This window comes from Paracoccus angustae, from assembly GCF_042648745.1.
Classification (GTDB): Bacteria; Pseudomonadota; Alphaproteobacteria; order Rhodobacterales; family Rhodobacteraceae; genus Paracoccus; species Paracoccus angustae.
Map to the genome: position 1 here is coordinate 1 of NZ_JBHRXY010000096.1, position 2,100 is coordinate 2,100.

The 2,100-nt window shown below is 59.6% G+C and carries 3 protein-coding genes; 1 reads left to right on the forward strand and 2 read right to left on the reverse strand.

Annotation, left to right across the window (positions count from 1 at the left end; all coding sequences use genetic code 11):
* Positions 1 to 796: amidohydrolase family protein (locus tag ACFOM8_RS22830; RefSeq protein ID WP_377764660.1), on the forward strand; the 796-nt coding region annotated here is incomplete at its 5' end.
* Here ACFOM8_RS22830 and ACFOM8_RS22835 read toward each other — a convergent pair.
* Together ACFOM8_RS22835 and ACFOM8_RS22840 are read right to left on the reverse strand one after the other, a co-directional pair.
* On the reverse strand, positions 778 to 1,035 hold the full coding sequence (locus tag ACFOM8_RS22835) for a hypothetical protein (protein WP_377764661.1): 258 nt from the start codon (positions 1,033 to 1,035) through the stop codon (positions 778 to 780). The two genes, ACFOM8_RS22830 and ACFOM8_RS22835, sit on opposite strands and share 19 nt — an antisense overlap.
* A complete protein-coding gene (locus tag ACFOM8_RS22840; RefSeq protein ID WP_377764662.1) occupies positions 1,035 to 1,985 on the reverse strand; it encodes an AAA family ATPase in 951 nt (316 codons plus the stop codon). The genes ACFOM8_RS22835 and ACFOM8_RS22840 overlap by 1 nt, the downstream gene beginning before the upstream one ends.
* Positions 1,986 to 2,100: the final 115 nt, after the last annotated feature.

A 2,100-nucleotide genomic window follows, 5' to 3' on the forward strand; every position in this document is an offset into this window, starting at 1 on the left:
AGCTCACAGCACGACATCCAGGCAGCAGACCGCAGCGCAGCAATCAGAAAATCAATGGGGCGCAAACGCCGCTTACGATTATGCAGCCCGACGCGGCCAAGGCAGCGCGGTCGAGCAGATTCAACGGTTTGGTCTCCTTGGTCCTGACTTGACCATTGGACACGGCGTCTGGCTCAGCCAGGACGACCTAGCTTTATGTAAGGAAAACGGCGTCTGCATCTGCCACAATTGCTCCTCTAACCTGAGGCTTAAAAGCGGAACGGCTAACCTGAATGCCTTCTTGGCAACCGGCCTTCCCATCGCGTTGGGGATTGACGAGGCCGGGATCAACGACGACCGTGACATGCTGCAAGAGATGCGCATGGCTCTGACCTTGCACCGGCCATCGGGCCATGACGCGCCCGCACCAACGGCGGCGCAAGTTCTGCAAATGGCCACTCGCCACGGGGCCGCCACGACGCCGTTCCGCGACCGGATTGGGGGGCTCGCGATTGGACAGGCGGCCGATCTGGTCGTGCTCGATTGGGATCGGGTGACTTATCCATGGCAGGATTCACGAAATGGTTTTGCCGACGTGCTCGTGAGGCGTGCGAAAGTAGAGGCTATCGCGCAGGTCTTGGTGGCAGGACAAACAGTCTATGCCGACGGAGCGTTCGTTAATGTCGACCGCAAGGTGGAACTGGACCGTCTAAGACAGTGGCAGAGTCGGCCGCGAACAGCCCAAGACGAAGAAATGGGTAAACTGGCGGATACTGCAATCAACGTGGTTCACGATTACTATAAGAGCTGGCGGTAGCTACGCAGACTGCCGAATTTCTCCTTGACTTGTTGAGTCCGAAAGTCCGCCAAGTCATCCTCGGCGATGATGGAAGACAGATCAGCGCAGAGCCGCTCCAGCAGCGACATCCAGCCGTCGCCGATCGTCAGACCCCAGCCTAACATGGTGTCGTTGACAGGCCAGGGGCCGGGCCCGAAGATTTCTGGATAGCGGCGCATCAACGCCTCGTCGCGCAGGGATACATAGGTTTCTGCCATTACATGGCCCTTTGCGTGTTTTCGAGATTGGCAGCCAGATCGAGCATGCGCTGCACGCTGCGCAGGCTCGGTCGCGCGCGCGCTTTTGGCGACACGCTCGCGAGGGCGTCGATAATCGCGGAAATGGATGTCTCAGAAAGCCCGCGGGCCTGTCCTTCACGCTCAGCAAACCTCATCAGGTCAGCCAGCGGCACCTCCTTCAGCCGGATGATCGTGCAGCGGCTCAGGAGCGGATCGGGAAGCAGTGCCACATTGTTGGTCAGCAAAATCCACGAGACCCACGACATGTTGAACCTGACCCGATAGAATGGGCAGGTCCAATTCGCTGCCGTGTCACGTTCGAGAAGCGGTAACAGCCCCTCCGCCAGGCCAAACGGACTTCCCCGGCTTGAGACAACCTTTCCCGCTTTTTCTAACTCGTCGATGACCAAGATAGGATTTCCAGACATCTTTGCCAGGATCAGTTCCAGCAACCGGCCCGGTCCGGCACCCGTCCAGCCGCGCTGGCACCCCACCACCCCGAAGCTGGCGCTCTCGCCAGTGGCGTCCACAATGGTGCTCTGAGCGCCGATTAGCTGCCCAAGCCGCATGGCCCAGCGGCTCTTGCCGATTCCAGGGGTCCCATCAAGAATTACTGGGGGCAAACGGAAGCCTGCATGCCCCTCCCGCACCGAGCGGCGCATCGCGTGCCACGCGTGTTCGGTTGCAGCCGCCATCCAAGGCATTTCGGCATGCACGGCTGCAGCGAGTTCATCAGCACGATGCTCATCCGGGATCTGCACCATGCCCACGCCGCTGTCGAGCGAGGAGAGCCGTTCGCGCTCCTCCCTGTTCAGGTGGCCCAGCCCGCCTGCCGTAATTTGCCGTTTGTGCAACCGCCCTGCGCGTCGTTCGATGGCTTGGCGATCTGCATTGGACAGGAAAACCGCTCGTGTGTCCTTGGGAACCACATAAGGATCGTCATCCGGCCCATCGCTCTTGATACTAGCTAGAGCCTGTTGCGTTTAATCGGTTTCATATCCGGCGGCTTTGAAGAAATTGTAGCATTCCTCGTCGGTGAAGAGA

Excerpts from the sequence above, each read along its gene's own strand:
- ACFOM8_RS22835 (WP_377764661.1), bottom strand. The coding sequence starts at position 1,035 with ATGGCAGAAACCTATGTATCCCTGCGCGACGAGGCGTTGATGCGCCGC.